General features: G+C 65.7%; 19 protein-coding genes. 10 read left to right on the plus strand and 9 right to left on the minus strand.

Going from position 1 to position 21,264, the window contains the following annotated elements; all coding sequences use genetic code 11:
• Window positions 1-14: 14 nt before the first annotated feature.
• From Q8Q80_RS13450 to Q8Q80_RS13490, 9 genes are all read right to left on the minus strand, one after another.
• Entirely contained in the window at window positions 15-311 is a 297-nt protein-coding gene (locus Q8Q80_RS13450; protein WP_305633401.1) for a hypothetical protein, read from the minus strand.
• Window positions 312-530: 219 nt separating this feature from the next.
• Window positions 531-1,241, minus strand: a complete 711-nt coding sequence (locus tag Q8Q80_RS13455) for a glutathione S-transferase family protein (protein ID WP_305633402.1) — start codon at window positions 1,239-1,241, stop codon at window positions 531-533.
• A 163-nt stretch (window positions 1,242-1,404) separates the two neighbouring features.
• Complete coding sequence (gene fae, locus Q8Q80_RS13460; protein WP_069040068.1) at window positions 1,405-1,914, minus strand: formaldehyde-activating enzyme; 510 nt, start codon at window positions 1,912-1,914, stop codon at window positions 1,405-1,407.
• Between the two features lie 141 nt (window positions 1,915-2,055).
• On the minus strand, window positions 2,056-2,940 hold the full coding sequence (locus tag Q8Q80_RS13465) for a triphosphoribosyl-dephospho-CoA synthase (protein ID WP_305633403.1): 885 nt from the start codon (window positions 2,938-2,940) through the stop codon (window positions 2,056-2,058).
• Window positions 2,934-3,860 carry a RimK family alpha-L-glutamate ligase gene (locus tag Q8Q80_RS13470; protein ID WP_305633404.1) on the minus strand — a complete coding sequence of 309 codons (927 nt, stop codon included), beginning with the start codon at window positions 3,858-3,860 and terminating at the stop codon, window positions 2,934-2,936. Before Q8Q80_RS13470 ends, Q8Q80_RS13465 begins: the two co-directional genes overlap by 7 nt.
• Before the next feature lie 5 nt (window positions 3,861-3,865).
• A complete protein-coding gene (mch, locus tag Q8Q80_RS13475) occupies window positions 3,866-4,864 on the minus strand; it encodes a methenyltetrahydromethanopterin cyclohydrolase (protein WP_305633405.1) in 999 nt (332 codons plus the stop codon).
• Window positions 4,861-6,075, minus strand: a complete 1,215-nt coding sequence (locus Q8Q80_RS13480; protein ID WP_305633406.1) for an ATP-grasp domain-containing protein — start codon at window positions 6,073-6,075, stop codon at window positions 4,861-4,863. Before Q8Q80_RS13480 ends, mch begins: the two co-directional genes overlap by 4 nt.
• Window positions 6,047-6,949, minus strand: a complete 903-nt coding sequence (locus Q8Q80_RS13485) for an NAD(P)-dependent methylenetetrahydromethanopterin dehydrogenase (RefSeq protein ID WP_257078839.1) — start codon at window positions 6,947-6,949, stop codon at window positions 6,047-6,049. Before Q8Q80_RS13485 ends, Q8Q80_RS13480 begins: the two co-directional genes overlap by 29 nt.
• A 92-nt stretch (window positions 6,950-7,041) precedes the next feature.
• A complete protein-coding gene (locus Q8Q80_RS13490; RefSeq protein ID WP_305633407.1) occupies window positions 7,042-8,043 on the minus strand; it encodes a beta-ribofuranosylaminobenzene 5'-phosphate synthase family protein in 1,002 nt (333 codons plus the stop codon).
• A 273-nt stretch (window positions 8,044-8,316) separates the two neighbouring features.
• Between Q8Q80_RS13490 and Q8Q80_RS13495 the strand changes: the two genes are divergently transcribed.
• The 10 genes from Q8Q80_RS13495 (at window position 8,317) to Q8Q80_RS13540 (ending at window position 21,248) form a co-directional block, all read left to right on the plus strand.
• A complete protein-coding gene (locus Q8Q80_RS13495; protein WP_305633408.1) occupies window positions 8,317-9,615 on the plus strand; it encodes a formyltransferase in 1,299 nt (432 codons plus the stop codon).
• On the plus strand, window positions 9,612-11,282 hold the full coding sequence (locus Q8Q80_RS13500; RefSeq protein ID WP_257094919.1) for a formylmethanofuran dehydrogenase subunit A: 1,671 nt from the start codon (window positions 9,612-9,614) through the stop codon (window positions 11,280-11,282). The genes Q8Q80_RS13495 and Q8Q80_RS13500 overlap by 4 nt, the downstream gene beginning before the upstream one ends.
• A 4-nt stretch (window positions 11,283-11,286) precedes the next feature.
• A complete protein-coding gene (fhcD, locus tag Q8Q80_RS13505; protein ID WP_305633470.1) occupies window positions 11,287-12,183 on the plus strand; it encodes a formylmethanofuran--tetrahydromethanopterin N-formyltransferase in 897 nt (298 codons plus the stop codon).
• The gene (locus Q8Q80_RS13510) at window positions 12,180-12,995 is read left to right on the plus strand and encodes a formylmethanofuran dehydrogenase subunit C (protein ID WP_305633409.1); all 816 of its coding nucleotides are present in this window, start codon (window positions 12,180-12,182) and stop codon (window positions 12,993-12,995) included. The genes fhcD and Q8Q80_RS13510 overlap by 4 nt, the downstream gene beginning before the upstream one ends.
• Window positions 12,995-14,029, plus strand: coding sequence for a DUF6352 family protein (locus tag Q8Q80_RS13515; RefSeq protein WP_305633410.1), 1,035 nt, complete (start codon window positions 12,995-12,997; stop codon window positions 14,027-14,029). The genes Q8Q80_RS13510 and Q8Q80_RS13515 overlap by 1 nt, the downstream gene beginning before the upstream one ends.
• A gap of 161 nt (window positions 14,030-14,190) precedes the next feature.
• Window positions 14,191-16,647 (plus strand): HAD-IC family P-type ATPase, encoded by a 2,457-nt coding sequence (locus Q8Q80_RS13520; protein ID WP_305633411.1) that lies wholly within the window; start codon window positions 14,191-14,193, stop codon window positions 16,645-16,647.
• A gap of 1 nt (window position 16,648) precedes the next feature.
• On the plus strand, window positions 16,649-16,927 hold the full coding sequence (locus Q8Q80_RS13525) for a cation transporting ATPase C-terminal domain-containing protein (RefSeq protein WP_305633412.1): 279 nt from the start codon (window positions 16,649-16,651) through the stop codon (window positions 16,925-16,927).
• A gap of 4 nt (window positions 16,928-16,931) precedes the next feature.
• Entirely contained in the window at window positions 16,932-18,572 is a 1,641-nt protein-coding gene (locus tag Q8Q80_RS13530; protein ID WP_305633413.1) for a Na/Pi cotransporter family protein, read from the plus strand.
• A 112-nt stretch (window positions 18,573-18,684) separates the two neighbouring features.
• Window positions 18,685-20,355 (plus strand): cation:proton antiporter, encoded by a 1,671-nt coding sequence (locus Q8Q80_RS13535; RefSeq protein ID WP_305633414.1) that lies wholly within the window; start codon window positions 18,685-18,687, stop codon window positions 20,353-20,355.
• Window positions 20,352-21,248, plus strand: a complete 897-nt coding sequence (locus tag Q8Q80_RS13540; RefSeq protein WP_305633415.1) for a universal stress protein — start codon at window positions 20,352-20,354, stop codon at window positions 21,246-21,248. The genes Q8Q80_RS13535 and Q8Q80_RS13540 overlap by 4 nt, the downstream gene beginning before the upstream one ends.
• Window positions 21,249-21,264 lie beyond the last annotated feature (16 nt).

Here is a 21,264-nt window from a genome sequence, read left to right on the forward strand (position 1 = left end):
ATGACCCGTCCGGGTCAGTGCGCGGCGTTATTGAACTCGCGAGCACCGAAAGCCCGCCACCCTGCCGGCACGACGGAACACAGCGCAAAACGATGTCCGTTGGTCACGATGATCAGGTGCTCACGCCGGGCTGCGGAGATGACGTCAGCCACGCGATCATCGGCTGAGATGCTGCGCAGGCCGATGGCGGCTAACGGTTTGACGTCCGGGGTTGTGTCAGCGGCGGTCGTGCGGCCGTCTGCCTTGCGCCCGGGTTTTTCGATGCTGTGTGCTGCGCGTTGCGCAGGGTGGTGACGTCTTGCCTCGCGCATGTTCGACCCCGTTGAAGTCAGGCCCCCGGGCGCATGCCCGGTGAATCCGGACCTGCCGTATCAGGGCAGGCCTGATTCAATTAGCGGTCGCCATGCGTAAAGCCTGAGCGCCGATCTGCATCAATCGGCGCTGCGTGACGCTTGTTCACATGCCCTGCACCAGAGGCTGCAGCGCCGCAGACGATAGGCCATCACGCGACACACCCTGAACACCAGGCATCACACGCCACCCCTGGTCGATGCGCCGGTTTCAACCATTTTTTGCGCACCGGCCACGAAGGCCCGGGCCTTGTCGTCTTCCGGCTTCGTCAGGTCGATGTCCGATGGCGGAATCACCACGCCGCGTTGTGCCGCGGGGCGTGCGTCGATGACATCGAGCCAGCGCTTCAGGTGCGGCAGTTCGTCGATGTTCAGGCCCGACCAGGGATAGGTGCGCACCCACGCCCAGTTCGCGATGTCGGCGATCGAATAGTCGCCGGCGAGGAATTCGTGGTCTTTCAGGTGACCGTCCAGCACGCGGAACAGCCGCATCGATTCGCCCTGATAGCGGTCGATGACCGGTGGCAGCTTCTCCGGGAAGTAGCGGAAGAACACATTGGCCTGACCCATCATCGGGCCGACGCCGCCCATCTGGAACATCAGCCACTGCAGCACGCGCGAACGGCCCTTCATGTCCAACGGCATCAAGCGGCCGGTTTTTTCCGCCAGATAGATCAGGATGGCGCCGGATTCGAATACCGCGAAGTCGTCTTCCGCGCGATCGATGATGGCCGGAATGCGACCGTTCGGATTGATCGCGAGGAACCAAGGTTCCTTCTGGTCGCGCGCCGACAGCGACAGCGCATGCACCGTGTAGGGCAGCGCAAGCTCCTCCAGCGCGATGGAAACTTTGTGGCCGTTGGGTGTGGCGGCGGTGTAGAGATCGATCATGATGTTCCCTTCGTTGGAATGGCTGACCTGCGGGTGGTCTCTGCGCCGCAGTGTAGCCTCCACCTTGCGTCGGAGCGAATTGACGGACGCGCCTGCGCACCGGACAAAAAAAACGCCCCCGGCCAGGCGGCCGGAGGCGTTTTTCGCAACGAAGCCGTGAAGCTTAGTTTGCGGCGAACGGGTGCGTGGCCGAACCCTTCTTGGCAACCACTTCAGCAGCGGTCGGGGTGCCGGCGACTGCGCGAGCGATCGATTCCTTGACTGCGCGGTAGTTGTAATCCTGGATCTTTGCGTCGTCTTCGGCCATCCAGTGGATGAACACGCCAACGCAGATGAACAGGTTGTCGGCTTCGTCAGCCGGGATCGTGCCGTCAGCAACGCTGTCGGCGACGGCCATTGCAACGCCGCGCTGTGCCGGGCCAAACATCTGGACAGCCTGCTTGGCGCCCTTGATGGTGACCTTGTTGAACATGACCGTTGCCGGCTTGCACAGCAGGTTCGGTGCAACGACGGCCAGCAGGGACGTGAAACCGTCCTTGTTGTTGACCAGGGCGTTGGCGAAAGCGGATTCAGCAGCGCTGCCACGCGGGCCCATGATCAGGTCGATGTGAGCGACTTCATTGCCGTCACCGACCAGGGATTCACCAACACACAGACCATTAATCTTCGCCATATTGAATCTCCTCATTACTAGGCAAGTTATAGGGGTTTACCCCCTGTGGTAGCCCGCGTTCCGGGTTACGAAACACAGGATAAAAACTTCGTTGTGGTGCGTTTGTGGTGCATTCCTGCTTTTAGTTTCGTCGCGGCCGCTTCAGGCGCCGGAAGCGGCCTGAACATTGGCCAGAAAGGCCGTCACAACGGTCAGGTCTGCGCTCGTTCCGGGATTGATGCCTGCCGTTTTCAGACGTTCATCCCATTCCATCAGCGTGTTTTGCATCATAACCGGATCATCCGCCCGTTCAAACCTGTCCAGCAGGCGTATCGCCGTGTTGCGCACCGATAGCGCCGTTTCCGGACCATGTTTGCGCATGATGTGGGTGTCGGGAATCAATGCGAGACAGAACATGAACACTGTGGCCGCCGCCCATGCTTCACTGCACCATCGCTCACGCGCCGCCAGATGCACCGGCAGCAGGTGGCGGCGCACCAGTTCGTATCGGTTTGAGTACAGCGACGCGATGCTGTCGCGGTGTGCAGCAAGCTGCATTGCCTGCAGCAGCGTGATCCGCGCATCGCCCGCCACGTCGTGATCGTCGCGTCGGCCCAGTCCGGCCGGCTGCGCAAGACGGATTGCCTCATAGGCGTGTGACGCGTCGGTGACAGTGAGGCCGGTCAATGTGCGCTGCAGCGATGCGCACAGGCTCTCGTCCGGCTGGCGGTGCAGCGCAGCATGGGCGATCGGTGCGCAGCCCAGCACGATGCCCAGATTGGTGTTGCATCCGACCGCCTGCCAGGTTGCGCGCATCGCGCCTTCGATGCGTTCGCCGACAGTCGCGTCCGCGCGACAGATCGGTCCGGCGGCTGCTTCGGCGCTGGCGATGAAATCGGCCACCTGCATGCGATGACCGGCGCCATGACGGCCGACATTGCCCGGCTTGAGCGCCTCGACGTCCAGCCGGCACGCGTGCACGAAGGCACTTTCCAGTTCCGCCTGAAGCGCAATCCGTACGGTGTCAGGCGGCGGCGTCATCAGCATGCGATCTCGCCCGCTGCCGGGCAGCGGCGAAGCAGGTCGTCTGCCAGCGCCTGCGCGATGTTCAGGCTGGTGACGCCCTGCAGCCCCTTCCAGGCCGGGATGCTGTTCACTTCAAGCACGGTGAGACGGCCGTGGTCGTCGCGCAGGATGTCGACGCCGGCATAGTCCATGCCGGTGGCGCGGGCCGCGTCGACGGCCAGCCGGGTCAGCGCTTCGTCTGGCGGAATGGCTTCGCAGCGTCCGCCCTGCGACACATTGTTCAGCCAGCTGCGGCCCTTGCGCAGCATGCCCGCGACCGGCTTGCCGTCGATCACCATGACGCGCCAGTCGCTCCACTCGCCCAGTGCGTCGCGCGAGCGGGCGCTGTAGCGCTGCATGTACCAGACGTGGCCGACGCTTTCCGCGTCGGGCAGCGCATCGCCGGCCGTCAGGCGCACGATGCCTTCACCCTGCGAGCCGAACAGCGGCTTGACCAGCACGTCGTGGCCGGCGGCGAATTCGCGCATCAGCACCGCGCGCGCCTCGCTTTCGCTCTCGGCCACCCAGGTCGGCGGCGTCGGAATGCCGGCGTGGTGCAGCAGCACGCTGGTCATCGCCTTGTCGACGCTCTTTTCGATGGCGCGGGCGTGGTTGTAGACCGGAATGCCCAGTTCGCCCAGGTAGTGCAGGAAGTCCATGCGCAGCACCACCTGCTGCAGCGTGCCACCGGCCACCCCGCGCACGAAAACGGCCTGCGGCAGCTTCTGTTCGAAGCCGGGCATCAGCACGCCCGACACGCCGCGCTGCAGGTCGATGTGGCACTCGCCCAGACTGACATAGCGCGCCAGCAGGCCGCGCGCCCGGAAAGCCTCGACCAGGCGCTTGCCGTGCCAGCCCGGCTCGTCGGTCACGATGGCGATGTCGGCCTGCTGCGCACCCATGACGCTTACTGGCCCTCGCCGAACGAACGGGCGAGCAGTTCGGTGTTGATCTGGCCGGCACGGAAGCTTTTGCCGGTGCGCAGATTGCTGACGATGACGCGCGCCGGGGCGAACAGCATCGGGTCGATCTTGTAGAAATCGTACTTCACTTCCTTGAACACCTCGGCGAACGGACGGCCGTAGTCGCGCGACGAGGAAGAAGGCAGTTTCTGCGCCAGATCGGCCGCCGAATCGTCGTCGCTGTCTACATAGAGCTGTGCCACGCCGCCGAACAGGATGGCGTCGTTGGTGCGACCCATGGCGTTCAGGAAATCGGGCGCCGGCGGTGCGACCGGTGCGCTGGCGGAACCGTCGACCACCTGGGACAGCGGGAAGCCCAGCGCATGTACCTTGTGCAGTGCCACTTCGAGTACGCGGCCGACCACCTGCACCGTGCCGGCCAGGCTGCGCGTCGGCGTCAGGATCAGCGTGACGGCATCGTCCGCGACACCGCAGTCGCGGCGGATCTTGGCCAGCACTTCGGCCGGTGGCTGGCGATCGACTTCCAGCACCAGCACGGCGTGCTTCGCATCGTCCTTGTAGCCCAGTTCTGCAAACAGCGGCTCCTTGACCGCCAGCGCGCGACCGGGGCCGGAACCGAGCGCATGGAAGGCGTCCTTGCCTTCACCGTGCGACAGGCTCCAGCCGGCGTACTGGCTGGCCAGGCAGGCGACGACCGGATGCGTCGAATGCACGTTGATGGTCAGCGGCCAGTGTGCATCGCGGGTGTTGAATGTTGCGGTGCCCAGACCACCCATGCAGATTTCGGTGATGCGGCGACCGGCTTCGATGCCGCCGTGGCAGTGGATGCCGGCATCGATGACGCGGCCGCCGCCGGGCAGGGCATCAACCTTGACGCGCAGCGCATCGGCGTCGCGCACCAGGCCTTCGACCAGATCCATCACGTATCGGCCCACGCTGGGCTGGGCACCGGTCAGGACCGGTCCGTGTTCTGCAGTGCTCATGCGCTTCTCCTCGGAATGACAAGATCGTTGTTATGGTCTGTTGCAACTGCTCCGGCGGACGGTGCGATCCGGTGCAGCACTTCTTCATGGCGTTGCTGCAACTGCGTGCGAACGCTGTTTTCATCATGGCCCGCGGCGTGTGCCATGCAGACCGGTGTTGCCCTCGCGACAAGGCTGCCGGCAACCGGCAGGTCGGTGCAGCCGTCCGGCCACCGGATGCCGTCACCGACGATCAGGTCGTGCGGTGCATAGACCACGCGCAGGCCGCGCCGCGTGTCCGACGGTGACAGCACCACATCGATCAGTTGCCCGGCACAGGCGGCCACATGAGCTGCGAACAGGCCGCCTTCAACCCGGTTCTCGTACAGCGCGAGTGTTGCGGTCGGCCGCGGGTTGATTTCCAGCAGCACGTGACGGCCGCCCCGCAGCACCAGATCGGCACCGTTCAGTCCGCGCAGTCCGAACGCCTGCACGATGGCGTTGACATCGCGCTCCAGCGCGGCCAGCTGCGCGTCGTCGAGCGGCAGGTCACTCACCGCTTCGTACCAGGCGTACGGCCCGGCAATCGCCCCGGGAAACTGCCGGCTGACGCCGACGATGCGGCCGCGATCGCCATTGGCGAGAAACAGCACCGACGCCGGCACGCCCGCCACGTATTCCTGTGCATGCCAGCCGGGCGGAATCGCCTCGCCGGCCCACGCTGGTCGTACATGTGCGCCGCCGCAGGCACCGGTCTGTTTCATCAGCCAGCCCTCGGGCGCCCGACCTTCACTGCGCATCGCCGCAAAGCGCACGCCCGCCTGCTGCAGGCCGGCAGCCAGCGTGTCCGGCGCCTTGCAGCGCTGTACGGTCGCCGCAGCGTTGCCGATGCGCGGGGCGGATGGGTGGAGTGCGGTGTCCAGCGCGGCAAGCAGGTCGGGCCGGCGCTCGAAGCCCGATCCGGCAACGACACCGTCCCAGCGCCCGGCCAAACCGGCGATCAGCGACGGCAGGTCGTCACCGAAGGCGCCATCGCGAAAACCGGCCCTGACGGTACGTCGGGCAAGCGCCACCGTGTCGGTGTCGGCAAACGGATCCATCACGTCGCAGGTCCAGCCCGCCGTGACGCAAGACTGCGCCAGCGCGCGCGCGCTGCCCGACACGATGAGCCAGTGCGGCACCGGCGTGGCTTTCAGCGTGCGTTCAGGCCACCAGTTCGCGGGCGGTGGCAAAGGCGTCGCGGAAATCGAGATAGACCGGCTTGTCGGTATTGATCATGCGCTGGAACAATCCGCGCTGGCACAGGTACTTCACGTTGCCGATGGCCAGCGCGCCGATGCCGACCGCCTTGCCCGAACCCGCCTCCAGCGGCTTGCCGTCGTCCATCACGCCCAGGCCTTCGACGCCGGCCGGCGGCACGGCGTTCACGTCGGCGGCCACCAGCAGGGAGGTTGCGGACATCAGCTGCGCCTTGCTCAGCACCTGGATGCCGGCCTTGGCCGTGCACAGGATGATGTTGGCCTGCGGCATCAGGTTTTCCTTCTGTTCGTTCGAACCGGCCTCGACCGGCAGCACCGACGAGCCGTAGCGGGTATTCACCACTTCGGACGCGACGCGGGCGCGCATGGCGCTCGAGTGGCTGCCCACCAGCACCTTGGCGCCCGCGCTCGATGCGAGTACGGCTGCGGCGGTACCCACCGGGCCGGTGCCGCCCAGCACGAGCACGGTCTTGCCTTCGAGTTCGGTGTTGTGCGCCTTGCGCAACTGGCGTTCGACACAGGCGACCAGCGCGGCCGCGGTGGTGAACGCGCCGCTCGGATCGGCGAATACCGACACCTCGAACGGCGGCACCATCGCATTGCGGCAGGCGTCCAGCATGTCGGCCGCCAGACCGATGTCGCGGCCACCGATGAACAGGCCGGTGCGCTTCACGCCATTCGGGCCGCGCGAAAAGATCGCGTCCTGCGTCAAACCGTAGATCTGGTCGAGGCCGACGCCGGAATAGGGCATCAGAACCTGGTAGCCCGCATCACACGCCATGTTCACGTCGAACGGGCTGATGTTGTTGGTCGGGCTGAACATGTGAAGGATGTAGGGGTTTTCCATGGTCTGTCTCACTCTTTCCGCCCGAAGGCTGCGTACTCTGGTTACGTCGTTGTCAGGTGCGTGCATGCGTGGGCCACAGGTGTGCCCGGTACTTATTCACGGCTGGTTGCGGCAGCAGTTGAAGTCTGTCGCGATGTCCACTGCGCGCCTTCGTTGCGCGCAGCACAAATCATCAGTTCGAGCCCGGCTGCATCCGCGTAGCGTTCGCGCACCGCCGCGACCATGGCCTGTGCATCGGCCTCGGATGCGGCCAGCGCGAAGCCGGTCGGTCCCCACGAACTCTGGCCGATGCAGGCCGCGCCCAGTTCCTGCAGCGTGAGCGCAACCTCGCCGACCCGCTTGCTGGTGTAGCGGCCACCCTGTGCCGGCGAAAAATAGTCGCCGACGCAGTGCTGCAATTCATTGATCGCGGCGCCGAACAGGTCGATGTCTTCCTCGGCCAGCGCCGGCAGTGCGCGCATCAGCACCAACCGGCTGAGCCGGTCGGCCACCCCAGGCGCGTAGGGCGGCAGCACGCGGAAAGCTTCCTTCTCGGCGCTGCCGTGCAGGCCGCTGCACGCGTGATCGAAAATCAGCACCATGCGCCAGGTGGCGGGAAAGCGCATCTGCGCAATGATGGGCGGCGGCGCATCCACGGCGCCGCGACCGCCATCGACGATGAAGCCGCCGTCATCAAAACTGCCGATGCCGATGCCGGACCGGGCGCCCCGATCGAGCAGGCTGGCCACTTCGCGTGAATCCAGATTGAGTCCGTATAGCCGGGCCAGTGCCATGCCGACCGCGAGGGCAAGCTGGGTGCCGGAGCCCAGGCCCGAATGCGACGGAATGGCATCGGTCAGCGTGATGCGTGCCGGCGGCAGGTCGAAGCGCGTGCTCAGGTCAAGGGCGTAGCGATGGGCGCGTTCGGCGTCGTGGCCGGTCACCTGAAGCGTGTCGGCCGGCTCGATCTCGACCACGGTGTTCAGCCCGTTCAGCGTCAGGCCGACGCTGCCGAAGCGCCGCCCCATGCTGCCGTCGAGATCGATGAAGCCCAGGTGCAGACGCGCGGGGGCCCGGACGGTCAGGGCGGCGGCGGTTGCGTGTCTTGGGTTCATCGCGTCAATCATGGTCCGAAGAGCGTTGATTATCCCAAATTCGCCCGCAACACAGGGAAGGCTTGGGTCATGTGGTGCAGCGGCGGAGTCCGGTGCCGCCGGGCGACGTCGTTTTCGGATCGTGCTGTATCGCATGTGAAACAGACTGATCTCACGCGTTCGTCGTGGCTTCGATGCTGCACTGCGGCATCGGAAGGTCGGTCCGCAACGGCTTTTTGCATGTTGTATCGTGGCGAATGCTGCCTGTGACCCAACTGATGAAACGGATGATTCATGACCGATGAAGCGACTTCGACTGTCGTCACCGAGGTGGCCTGCCCGCTGTGCGGCCACGCCTGCGACGACCTGAGCGTCGATACCGCCGGCGCTGCGCTGGCGGTGGTGGCCCATGGCTGCGATCGGGCGGTCAGCGGATTTGCCCGCCTGGGCGCCGGTTCGACTGCCGCGACGCCGCGCATCGCCGGCGCTCCGGCCACGCTGGACGAAGCCTGTGCCGAAGCAGCCCGCCTGCTCGCCGCGTCGGCCCAGCCGGTGTTCGGCGGCATGGCGCTCGATGTGAGTGGCGCACGCGGTGCGATGGATCTGGTCGATCGGGCCGGCGGTGTCATCGACCACATGAACAATGAATTCGGCTGGCGCGCCAGTCGCGCGGTCCAGGACGGCGGCGGCATCAACACCACGCTGGCCGAAGTGAAGAATCGCGCCGACCTGATCCTGCTGGTCGGCACCGATGCGGTCAGCGCGCAGCCGCGCTTCTTCGAGCGCTGCGTGTGGGTGAAGGAAACGATGTTCGACCTGCAGCCGGCCAGCCGGCGCATCGTCTATCTCGGCGGCGGACTCGATACGCAGCCGGGCCACTCGCCGGACGGGCGTGCGCCCGACGTGTTCGACTTCGAGCCCGGCCGCATGCCCGAAGCGCTGTCGGTGCTCAACGCGCTGGCGGCGCAGCAGCCGGTAGCCGGCGACGCACCGCTGGGTATTGCGCTGGCGCGCTGGCAGGCACTGGCCGATGCGCTGCTTGGCGCGAAGTACAGCGTGGTCGTGTGGACCGGACCGGCATTCGAGGTGTCGCAGCTCGACCTGAATGTCGGCGCCATCGTGTCGCTGGTGCGTCGGCTCAATGTGACCACCCGCTGCAACAGCCTGCCGCTGGCCGGCAATGACGGCGACCTGTCGATGGGCGCTGTGCATACCTGGCAGACCGGCTATCCGATGCGCACCAGTTATGCCAGCGGCGCGCCGAAGTTCGACCCGCTGCACAACGGCATCGACCGCCTGCTGGCGACCGGTGAAGCGGATGCACTGGTGTGGATGTCCAGCCTGAACGACCTGCAGGCGCCGCCGGTCACCGACGTGCCGACCATCGTCATCGCTCCGCCGTCGCTGAAGCTGGCCGCCGAGCCGCAGGTGTACATTCCGGTCGCCACGCCGGGCATGCATCACACCGGTCATTTCGTGCGTACCGACAAGGTCGTGACGTTGCCGCTGCAGGCCTTGCGCAGGAGCGCGCTGCCGGCCGCCGGCGAAGTGGCGGTCGTCATCGCCACCCGTATGAAGGAGATGCAGTCGTGAGCGTCATCAAGCTGACCGGCGGCCGGGTGATCGATCCGGCAAATGGCGTCGACGATCAGGTGCGCGACCTCTACATCCGCGATGGCCGGCTGATCGCCGCGCCGGACGCGAATGACAGGATCAGCGCCGAGTACAACATTTCCGGCCGCATCGTCATGTCGGGCGCGATCGACATGCACAGTCACATCGGTGGCGGCAAGGTGAACATCGCGCGCGAAATGCTGCCGGAAGACCATCGCGGCGATCCGGTCGAGCGTACCGAACTGACGCGTTCCAGCTGCGGCCACGCCGCGCCGGGCACCCTGGCGGCCGGTTACCGTTATGCCGAAATGGGCTACACCGCGGCGTTCGAGCCGGCGTTGCTGCCGGTCAATGCGCGCCAGGCCCACATGGAAATGGGCGATACGCCGATGCTGGACACTGGCGGCTACGCCATGCTCGGCAGCGATGATTTCCTGCTGCGCATGCTGGCGGCGAAGGAAGACCAGCAGGCGATCAACGATTACGTGGCGTGGACGCTGCACGCGACGCAGACGGTCGGCATCAAGGTGGTGAACCCGGGTGCGATTTCCGCCTTCAAGTTCAACCAGCGCAAGCTCGACCTCGACGAACAGAACGCCTTCTACGGCATCACGCCGCGCGAGATCGTCAAGGTGCTGTCGCGTGCCGTACATGACCTGGGGGTGGCCAAGCCGTTGCACGTGCATGCCAGCAATCTGGGCGTGCCGGGCAATGTGGACACCACGCTGGGCACGATGGACGCGGCCGAAGGCCTGCCGGTCCACCTGACGCACATCCAGTTCCACAGCTACGGCACCGAGGGCGAGCGCAAGTTTTCGAGTGCTGCGGCCCGCATTGCCGAGGCGATCAACCAGAAGAAGAACGTGTCGGCCGACGTCGGCCAGATCCTGTTCGGCCAGACGGTGACCGCGTCCGGCGACAACATGGTGCAGTACCGCAACGCCGGTCACGGCTCGCCGAAGAAGTCGGTCATCATGGATATCGAGTGCGACGCCGGCTGCGGTGTGGTGCCGTTCAAGTACAAGGACCAGAACTTCGTCAATGCGCTGCAGTGGGCCATCGGTCTGGAAATCTTCCTGATGGTCGATGACCCGTGGCGCATCTTCCTGACCACCGACCACCCGAACGGCGCGCCGTTCACGACCTATCCGCACCTGATCAAGCTGCTGATGGACCGCAGCTTCCGCAATGCCATGCTCGACACGATCAACCCGGATGCGCGCGCGATGAGCAATCTGGCGGGTCTCGACCGCGAATACTCGCTGTACGAAATCGCGATCATGACGCGCGCCGGTCCGGCCAAGCTGATCGGCCTGGCCGATCGCGGTCATCTGGCGCCGGGCGCGGCGGCCGACATCGTGGTCTACAAGGAAGATGCCGACCGCGAGCGCATGTTCGAAAAGCCGGAACTGGTGTTCAAGGACGGCGAACTGGTGGTGCGCGACGGCCGCATCGTCAAGGTGGTGCGCGGCGGCACGCACGCCGTGAAGCCCGAATTCGACATCGGCATCGAAAAGAAGATCAAACCCTATTTCGAACGTTTCCATTCGGTGCGCATGAACAATTTCAAGATCAGTGACGACGAACTGTGCGAGTGCGGCGGCGGCTCGAAGCTGATCGCCCATGCCTGCCGGAAGCGGGGTTGAACCGATGATCATCAATGGCGTAGCAATCGACGACACCTTTGCCGAAGCATTCGGCATGCGGGGCATCCGCCTCATCATCACGGCCTACAACGAAACCTGGGCCCTGCATTCGGCCAATGCGCTGACCGGATTCGCGACCTCGGTCATCGCCTGCGGTGCCGAGGCGGGCATCGAACGCATGATGTCGCCGGACGAAACGCCGGACGGCCGTCCGGGCGTGTCCGTGCTGGTGTTTGCGGTGTCGAGCAAGGAACTGATCAAGCAGATCGAGCGGCGGGTCGGCCAGTGCGTGCTGACCAGCCCGACCAGCGCCATCTTTGCCGGACTGGACGAAGGCGACCCGGTGCCCATGGGCAAGACACTGCGCTACTTCGGCGACGGCTTCCAGACTTCGAAGCAGATCGCCGGCAAGCGCTACTGGCGCATTCCGGTGATGGATGGCGAATTCCTCGTGCAGGACACGGCGCGCATGGTGAAGGCGGTCGGCGGCGGCAACTTCCTGGTGCTCGCAGATACCCAGGTGCAGGCGCTCGAAGCGTGCGAGGCGGCCATCGTCGACATGCGCAAGCTGCGCGAAATCGTCATGCCCTTCCCGGGTGGTGTCGTGCGTTCCGGCTCCAAGGTGGGCTCCAAGTACAAGGCGCTGTCGGCTTCGACCAATGACGCCTTCTGCCCGACGCTGCGCGGCGCGACAAAGTCCGAACTCGACGAGCGCATCGGCGCGGTGCTCGAAATCGTCATCGACGGCCTGACCGACGCGTCGGTGAAAAAGGCGATGGAGGTCGGCATGCGCGCGGTGTGCCGGATCGGTGCCGCCGGCGGCATCCGCCGCCTGTCGGCCGGCAATTACGGCGGCAAGCTCGGTCAGTTCCAGTACCACCTGCGGGAGATCCTGAAATGAGCGCCCTGACATTCACGCTGCGCAGCGCACCGGCCCAGCGCGTCGATGCCGGCATGCTGACGCCCACCGCACTGGCGGGGCAGGCGGTGTCCGACATCGCGGCCATCATGCTGAAGCTCGGCAAGCGGGCGCTGCGCGCGGACGAGCTGTTCGACATCGCCGGCGACGACACGACCGACATCGTGTTCCGTGGTGACTGCAGCAAGCTCGAACGCATCGGCGCCGGCATGAAGTCCGGCCGCGTCACCGTCGACGGCGACGCCGGACCTTACGTCGGTCAGGGGCTGCTGGGCGGCACGATCACGGTCGCCGGTTCGGCCGGCGCGTTCTGCGCGACCGGCATGAAGGGCGGTCGCATCGACATCGTGGGCAATGTCGGCGAATCGGCTGGCGGCGCCATTCCGGGTGAAATGAAAGGCATGGCTGGCGGCCTGTTGCTGGTCGGCGGCAACGCCGGCGACCGTCTGGGCGACCGCATGCGGCGCGGCCAGATACTGGTCGGCGGCAATGCCGGCGACTACTGCGGCACCCGCATGATCGCCGGCACGATCGCCGTGGCCGGCACGCTGGGCGCCTATCCGGCATACGGCATGAAGCGCGGCACGCTCATCCTCAACGCGCTGCCGGCGCAGATGCTGCCCACCATCGTCGATTGCGGTGCGCACCGGCTCGGTTTCCTCAGCCTGCTGTACGCGAGCTGGAAAGGTCTGCCCGGACCGTTCGGCGCGCTCGACGCCAGCGCCTGCACGGTGCGCCGCTACATGGGCGACATGGCGGTCGGCGGACGCGGCGAACTGCTCGTGCGCGGCTGATGACGGCGGGCTGGTGGCCTGACTCGGCCTTCGGTCGGGTCAGGCGCAACGCAGCCGGGCGGCTGGTCGTGACGGATGCGCTGCTGCGCGACTGGCTGGCAAGGCCCGAACTGGCGCTCGTGGCGGACAGCTGCGACGCCGAGCGTGCGCTGGTTTCCAGCCTGCTCGGTGAGCCGGCGCGCATCGTTGATCATTCCGAAATCGCCTCGATTGCCGACGCAGACGCGCGCGACAACTGGTTCGCCTTCATCGCCTTCCGCGACCGCGTGCTCGCCCGGCCGGATATCGAGTCCGCCTGGCTGGAGTTGTTTCTCGACGGCCTGAGCGGCATCGCGCCACTGTTCGTGCCGCAGCTCACGCAGCTCATCCTGCACGGCCTGCTCGAAGACTGCACCGGCAATGACGGCGCGCTGATGTGGCGCGCAGCCGAACTGTTCTTCCGCAGCCAGCGCGCCACGCCGCACGCCGGGCGCATCCTGATGGCGGACGCCGAAGTGCTCGGCGACTACGCCGAAACCGGCGGCTTCGGCAATATCGGGCGGCTGATCCGCCAGGCCGGGGCGATTCCGCGCGCGGCCGAACTCGACGTGCTCGACGCCGGCAACGCCGCTGAACTGTATGCGCGCGCCGGGCGCCGCGCCGTGCTGCCGCTGAATTTCGGCCAGCCGGCGCTGGACGCGCTGTGTCGCGTGATGGAGCGCTGGATCGCCCACTTCTACGGCGCTGCCGTCCGCATCACGCCGCAGCAGGACATCCGCGACGACCAGTGGGCCTGGCACATCGGACTTGACCACGAGGCGATGGACCTTCTGAACACGCTGTATGAAGGCGGCGAACTGGCGCCGGACCGCCTGTCGCGCATCGTCGCACTGTTCCGGCTCGATTTTCTCGATGTGCGCGACATGCGCGCCGAACTGCGCCGTGACGGTGCGGCGCGTCCGGTCTGGCTGGCACTGGCCATGGATGAAAACGGTCTGGTACAGATGAAGCCGCAGAATCTGCTGCTCAACCTGCCGCTGACCGGCACACACTGAAGTCCATCGGGCGTGCGCTGGCGCCCTGTTTGTTCCCTCATCCCCCCGGGTTTTCAGTTTTTTTTTGATCGCCCTCAAGCTTGCCTGCAGTTTCTGAGCGCGCAAATGAAATCGTCGCGTTGCGCGTTTAGGATTGTGTCGAAACCCGAAGGAGCCTTGAAATGCGGCATCAGACGGACAATCCGGTAGGGCCGGAAAGCTGGCACGCGCTCACCGGCGCAGCGACGCTGGATTCGGTCGGCAGCGCGCGCGATGCCGGACTGACAGCCGACGAGGCGGCGCGCCGACTCGCGGCCGATGGCCCCAACAGCCTGCCCGTGCCGGCGCGGCGCAGTGTTGTGCAACGCCTGCTTTCGCAGTTCGAAAACGTGCTCATTCGCGTCCTGATCGTCGCTGCCGTGGTGACGGCGCTGCTCGGGCACCTGCTGGACAGCGCGGTCATCGCCGGCGTGGTGCTCATCAATGCACTGATCGGCTTTCTGCAGGAGGGCAAGGCCGAAGCGGCGCTCGACGCCATCCGGAAAATGCTTTCGCCGCGTGCGCAGGTGCTGCGCGGTGGGCGCCGGATCGATCTGCCTGCAACGGAACTGGTCCGGGGCGACATCGTGTTTCTCGCGTCCGGCGATCGTGTTCCTGCCGATCTGAGGCTGCTCGACGTGCGCAACCTGCGCATCGACGAGTCCGCGCTGACCGGCGAGTCGGTGGCGGTCGACAAGCACACGGAGGTCTGTGCGGGGGACGCGGCACTCGGTGATCGCCGGTCGATGGCTTTTTCCGGCACGCTGGTGACCTACGGCCAGGGAACAGGCGTTGCGGTCGCGACCGGCGCAAGCACACAGATCGGCCACATCAGCACCCTCCTTGCTGGGGTGCAGGCGCTGGCGACACCGTTGACACGCAGGATGGCGGCCTTCAGCGCCTGGCTGACCTGGACCATTCTCGGGGTGGCCACACTGGCGTTCGCCTTCGGCATCCTGGTCCATGATTTTTCGATGGCCGACATGTTCCTCGCCGCGGTCGGTATCGCCGTCGCGGCAATCCCGGAGGGGTTGCCCGCCATCATGACCGTGACGCTGGCCATCGGCGTTCAGCGCATGGCGAAGCGTCACGCGATCATCCGGCGCCTGCCGGCGGTCGAGGCGCTGGGTTCGGTCACGGTCATCTGTTCGGACAAGACGGGCACGCTGACGCGAAACGAAATGACCGTGCAGCGTGTCGTCACGGCGCGCGACACCTTCCAGGTAAGCGGTGCGGGTTATGCGCCACAGGGCGGGTTTTCGCGCGACGATGGCGAATGCGAACTTGCCGACTGCCCCGAACTGATCGAGATCGGCCGTACCGCGCTGCTGTGCAATGACGCCGCGCTGAACCCGGATGGCGAGGGCAGATGGGTGCTGGCGGGCGATCCGACCGAAGGTGCGCTGATCGCGCTGGCACTCAAGGCCGGCCTCGATGCAGGACGCGAAGCAGATATGTTGCCGCGCATCGACACCATTCCGTTCGAATCCGAACACCGCTTCATGGCCACGCTGCATCACGATCACCAGGGCCACGCTTTCATTCTGCTGAAAGGGGCGCCCGAGCGCGTGTTCGAACTTTGCCGCACACAACGCGAGGGCGGAGATGAGAAGCCGCTTCAGTTGCGCGACTGGCATGCCGGCAGCGATATCGTGGCGAGCGAGGGCATGCGTCTGCTCGCGCTGGCCATCAAGCCGATGGACACTTCGTTGAGCGCGCTGACATTTGCCGACGTCGAAGCCGGCGGCTTCACATTGCTTGCGCTGCTCGGCCTCGCCGACCCGCCGCGCGAGGAGGCGGTTGCCGCGGTGGCGCGCTGCCGCGGTGCCGGCATCGACGTGCGCATGATCACTGGCGATCATGCGGTCACGGCCCGCGCGATTGGCGAACAACCAGGGCTGGGCGACACGGTCCGCGTACTCGCCGGCCCGCAGATCGAACGCATGGATGACGCGCAATTGCGCATCGCCGTGGCCGACACCGAAATATTTGCGCGCGCCAGTCCGGAGCACAAGCTGCGTATCGTGCAGGCGCTGCAGGCCAATGGCGAGGTGGTGGCGATGACCGGCGACGGCGTCAATGACGCACCTGCCCTGAAACGTGCCGATGTCGGCGTGGCCATGGGTGACAAAGGCACCGAAGCCGCCAAGGAGGCGGCCGGAATGGTACTGGCCGACGACAATTTCGCGTCGATTGCTGCAGCGGTGGAAGAGGGCCGCACGGTATTCGACAATATCCGCAAGGCGGTCATATTCATCCTGCCGACCGGCGGCGGGCAGGCCGGCATTCTGGTCACGGCCATCCTGCTCGGCCTGACGCTGCCGATCACGCCGGCGCAGATCCTGTGGGTGAACATGGTGACTGCCGTCACCCTGTCGCTCGCACTGGCGTTCGAAACACCGGAACCGGACATCATGCGCCGCCCGCCGAGAAGCCCGGACGAACCGCTGCTGACCGGGTTCCTGCTGTGGCGCATCGCGTTCGTGTCGCTGCTGCTGGTGACCGGCGGTCTGACCCTGTTCCTGCGCACGCTCGATGAAGGTGGTTCAATGGAACTGGCGCGCACGGTCGCCGTAAACACACACGCTGGTTTTCGGTGAAATGGTCTATCTGTTCAATGTGCGCCACCTCACCGCAAGTTCGCTGACCTTCAAAGGTGTCACGGGCAACCGCTATGTGCTGCTCGCCATTCTTTTGCTGCTGGTGCTGCAGGGGCTGTTCAACTATCTGCCGGCAGCACAGATGCTGTTCGGCACCGCGCCTCCGCAGATGAGCGACTGGTGGCCGGTTCTGGTGTTCGGTGCGCTGCTGATGGTCATCCTCGAACTCGAGAAACTGGCGGTTCGCTCATGGGCACGCCGCGGACAGCAGGGAGGCTGACCTCATGGAACCGCTCTTTCACCTTCTTGGCGGTCTCGGCCTGTTCCTGCTCGGCATGGGGTTCATGACGGACGGACTCAAACTGGCTGCCGGCCCCGCGCTGGAGCGCATTCTGTCCGACTGGACGCGCACACGGCTGCGCGCACTGCTGTCCGGCGTGCTGGTGACCGGGCTGGTGCAATCGTCGAGTGCGGTGACGGTCGCCACCATCGGCTTCGTCAATGCGGGCCTGCTGACACTCGGTCAGTCCATGTGGGTCATTTTCGGCAGCAATGTGGGCACCACGATGACCGGCTGGCTGGTTGCGCTGGTCGGCTTCAAGATGCCGATCGAGCTGTTCGCGTTGCCGCTCATCGGTGTCGGCATGCTGCTGCGTCTCACCGGCGAAGGGTCGCGCCGCGGGGCGATCGGCATGACGATCGCCGGCTTCGGTGCGTTGTTCCTCGGTATCGATGTGTTGCGGGAGGCATTCGGAGGTCTCGGGTCCGCTGTCAGTTTCGACGCCTGGGCAGCCGGAGGAGCCGGCGGTGTGCTGTCCGCCGTACTCGTCGGGATCGTATTGACCACGCTCATGCAGTCATCGAGTGCCGCGATGGCCGTCGTGCTGACGGCCGTGGCGGGTGGCGTGGTGCCCTTGTCGGTGGCCGCCGCCGGCGTGATCGGCGTCAACCTCGGTACCACCATCACGGCGATCATCGCCGCACTGGGCGCGACACCGAATGCCCGTCGCACGGCTGCGGCACATGTGGCGTTCAATCTGATCACCGCGGTCGTTGCCCTGCTGTGTCTTCCGGTATTGCTTGCGCTGGTCGCGTGGATGACGGATGTGCTGGAACTCGAGCCGACGGCGACCACCGTTCTCGCGACGTTCCACACCACGTTCAATGTGCTCGGCGTGCTGCTGATGTGGCCCCTGTCCCTGCGGCTGGAGCGTGCCCTGTCGGCGCGTTTCGTTACACCCGACGAAGACGCCGGACGTCCGCAGCACCTCGACGCGAACGTACTTTCGGTACCGACGCTGGCGCTGGATGCACTGGCGCTGGAGGCGCGCCGGGTCGGCGCGATGGCCAGAGGGATGGTGCTGTCGGCGATCGATGGCGCAACGCCCGCATCGCTCGCGCACCAGCGCGAGGCGTTCGACCGACTTACGCGGGCGGTCGCCGGATTCGTCGTCAGCATCCACCGCAGCACGATGAGTGCAGCCAGCGGCGAGCGCCTGCCGCGCGTCCTGCGCGAGTTGCGGTACTACGAAACGGTGGCCCGCATGGCATCCGTGATGGCGGAGCCGGTTCCTTCGGGACCGCTTCCGGACGACGTGGTCCGCTGCGAGACGCACTTTCGTGCACAGGTACGCGACTGGCTCGCGTTGGTGCTGCCCGCGGGGGATGCGGCCAGTCTGCCAGCCGCCGCAGTGCTGCCCGATGCGCTGGTTGCCGGCTATGCCGCCCTGAAGGACGCGATTCTGCGTGCCGCCGCTGCCGACGCGCTGGACATCGTGCGCATGGATGCCCTGCTGGAGCGCGCACGCGCCATGCGGCTTGCAGCGGAACAGGCCGGAAAGGCGCTGCAGCTCCTGCACCGGATCGAAATGAATGACGAAGCGATGAGTCCGGATGAAAGCCGGATGCATCTGATTGCCGAATGAGGCAGCATGCATCCGGCGTCGTGGCGCGTCGAAGACGGTTGTTTACGTCGGCGATCCCGTCTGCCGGATGCGGGATCGACAGTGAGGCAAGGATGCGGGAGATATATGTTTCATGGTGACTGAAGGGATGCAACCCAGCGTGTTCGCCGAAATGGCACTGCTGCTCGGGCTGACCACGGCCGCTGGTGCGCTGGCCGTGCGTCTGCGCCAGCCGGTGCTGATCGCCTACATCGTGGTCGGCATACTGGCCGGGCCGGCGGCTTTCGGATTTGTCCAGGCGCATGACCAGATCGATCTGCTGGCGCAGATAGGCGTGGCGGTGCTGCTGTTCGTGGTCGGACTCAAGCTCGATCTGGCTCATGTCAGGCGCATCGGTCCCGTTGCGCTGGCAACCGGTCTGGGTCAGCTGTGCTTCACGATATTCTTCGGTTTCATCCTGGTGCTGCTGCTCGGCAGGGGCGCGATGGAAGCGCTTTATGTCGCGGTTGCACTGACCTTCTCCAGCACCATCATCATCGTCAAGCTGCTGTCCGACAAACGGGAGCTCGATTCGCTGCACGGACGCATCGCGGTCGGCTTCCTGATCGTGCAGGACATCGCGGTCGTGCTGGCCATGATGGCCATGAGTGCGCTGCGCGGCGCCGGCGATGCGGGCGCCGCGGAAGTCGTGCTGTCGCTGCTCGCGCGGGTGTCGGGTGCCGCGCTGATGATCTTCGTGCTGATGCGCTACATCCTGCCGCCGCTGGTGCGCACCATGGCGCGCTCGCAGGAGCTGCTGCTGCTGTTTGCGATCGCCTGGGGAACCGGCCTTGCCGCACTGGGCGAGTGGGCCGGCTTCTCGAAAGAGGCCGGCGCCTTCGTGGCGGGTTTTTCGCTGGCGTCGACCCCTTACCGTGAAGCCATGAGCGCCCGCCTGACCGGCGTGCGTGACTTCCTTCTGCTGTTCTTCTTCATCGATCTCGGCGCCCGGCTCGATCTGTCGACGCTGGGCGATGAAGTCGTGCCGGCGATGGTGCTCAGCGCCTTCGTACTGATCGGCAACCCGCTGATCGTGATGGCCATCATGGGGTACATGGGCTATCGCAAGCGCACCGGCTTTCTGGCCGGTCTGACCGTTGCGCAGATCAGCGAGTTTTCCATCGTGTTCGTCGCCATGGGCATCACGCTGGGTCACGTCGGCCGCGAGGCGCTGGGGCTGACGACGCTGGTCGGGCTGGTCACCATCGCACTGTCTACCTACATGATCATTCACGCACAGCCGCTGTTCGAGAGGCTGTCACCCTGGCTGTCGATATTCGAGCGCAAGCATCCGTATCGCGAGGTGACGGTCGAAAGCGGGGTCGAGCGCTCCGGTACGACCGACGTGATGGTGTTCGGGCTCGGCCGCTACGGCAAACGCCTTGCGCTGCAACTTGCCGACGCCGGCTTGACCGTGCGCGGCATCGACTTCGATCCGGAGGTGGTGCTTGAGTTGCGCGGGCGCGGAGTACAGGTGGATTTCGGCGATGCGCAGGACCCGCATTTCCTCGACAGCCTGCCGCTCGACACAATCCAGTGGGCGATCAGTACGCTGCCTGATTTCGAATCCAACCGCGAGTGGCTGGCGGCGCTGAGGGCGCGCCACTTTGCCGGCGAGGTGGCGATCGTGGCCCGTGACGATGTGCAGGGTGAGCAGCTCAAGCGCGCGGGTGCCCCGATCGTGCTGTATCCGTTCCGCAATGCGGTGGATTATGTTGCGGAACACCTGTCCGATTTGATACGCAAGAAGGGAGGAGCGACATGAAGCCAATCCGTAACATTCTCGCGGCAACTGATCTTTCGGCGCCGGCCCGCGAGGCGCTTGCCCGTGCATTCCAGCTCGCTGCGGAGACGGGTGCCCGGCTGACGCTGATGCATGCAGTCAGCAGCGGGGTGATGGCGATGCTGCATGAATTGCTCGGCACCGGCGCACCGACGGTCGAGCAGCGCATCGTCGATGATGCCTGCAACACGCTGCGTGACCTCGCCGACGAACTGGGGCGGGCGCATGGGGTATCCGCCGCAGTGCGGGTGTCGACCGGCGCCGTCGTGCAGGAAATCGTCGGCCAGCTCGATGAACTCGCTGCCGATCTGCTGGTGGTCGGGGCGCGCGGTGAGGATTTCATGCGTCACCTGATGCTGGGTTCGACCGCAGAGCGCATGCTCGGGGTGATGACGAAGCCGGTGCTGGTGGTACGCCAGCCACCTCATGCACCGTACCGGCGCGTGCTCGTGCCGGTTGATTTCTCGATGGCGTCCGGACCGTCGCTGCAGGCTGTACGCGTGCTCGCGCCGCGCGCCGAAATCATTCTGCTGCACGCCTTCGAACTGCCGTTCGAAGGCAAGCTGCGTTATGCAGGCATCGACGACGCGGCAATACATGCGCTGCGGATCGCCGAGCGCAGCTCGGCTTTCCAGCACATGGAAGCGCTGCAGGCAAGCGCCGGCATTGCCGACCAGTCGCGCATCATCGTTCGCCACGGAGATGCGTGTTCACTCATTCGCGAAGTACAGCAGCAGGAACACTGTGATCTGATTGCGCTCGGCAAGCAGGGTCGCAACCGTATCAAGGAAATGCTGCTGGGCAGCGTGACCCGCCATGTCCTTTCGGAATCCGACTGCGATGTGCTGGTCGTCGGCGATTCGAGCGCGGGGTGACGTTGACCCGATGCGG

The organism is Methyloversatilis sp., assembly GCF_030698125.1.
Taxonomy (GTDB): domain Bacteria; phylum Pseudomonadota; class Gammaproteobacteria; order Burkholderiales; family Rhodocyclaceae; genus Methyloversatilis.